The sequence below is a fragment of the Priestia sp. P1_B12_1 genome, assembly GCF_056406695.1.
This window is the reverse complement of the sequence record NZ_JBFTZR010000064.1, coordinates 1-877: the sequence shown is the minus strand read 5'-3', so window position 1 is coordinate 877 and position 877 is coordinate 1. Positions and strand designations below refer to the sequence as shown.

The window sequence follows — 877 nt, the reverse complement described above, 5'->3', positions numbered from 1 at the left end:
CACGTATACACCAAACGAAAATTACAACGGGGTAGATAGCTTTAGCGTCGTAGTAAGCGACGGCCAAGGAGGAACGGCTGTTTCAACGATTACAATTACGATTCAGCCAGTAAATGATCCACCAGTAGGTCCGGTGGTAGTAACGCTGGTCACGAATGAAGATACAGCAGTGTCGAGTCAAATTACCGCGTTTGATCCAGATGGAGAAGTRCTGACGTATAGCTTACAAGATCCGCCAACCAACGGAGTGGCGGTGGTAAATGCAGATGGTACGTTCACCTATACGCCAAATGAGAATTACACTGGTCCGGATACGTTTACGGTGTTAATAAGCGACCCGTYGGGTGCATTTATAGTGACGAATGTATTTGTGACGGTCACGCCAGTGAACGAYATACCAGTGGTGCCRAACTATGAGTTTGTGATCAACGAAGACACGAGTTTAARTAGCCAAGTGGTGGCAACGGATGTGGACGGCAATCCACTAACGTACGGGTTACTGACAGGTCCAGTCAATGGAACAGTGGTAGTCAATCCAGACGGAGCCTACACGTATACACCAAACGAAAATTACAACGGGGTAGATAGCTTTAGCGTCGTAGTAAGCGACGGCCAAGGAGGAACGGCCGTTTCAACGATTACAATTACGATTCTGCCAGTAAATGATCCACCAGTAGGTCCAGTGGTGGTAACGCTGGTCACGAATGAAGATACAGCAGTGTCAAGTCAAATTACCGCGTTTGATCCAGATGGAGAAGTACTGACGTATAGCTTACAAGATCCGCCAACCAACGGAGTGGCGGTGGTAAATGCAGATGGTACGTTCACCTATACGCCAAATGAGAATTACACTGGTCCGGATACGTTCGGATACGTT

The 877-nt window shown here is 47.6% G+C and carries 1 protein-coding gene; it reads left to right on the top strand.

Features of this window, described 5'->3' with window-relative positions:
• A partial coding sequence (locus AC1D0Y_RS29585; protein ID WP_477708451.1) for a tandem-95 repeat protein occupies positions 1 to 877 on the top strand: 877 nt, incomplete at both ends.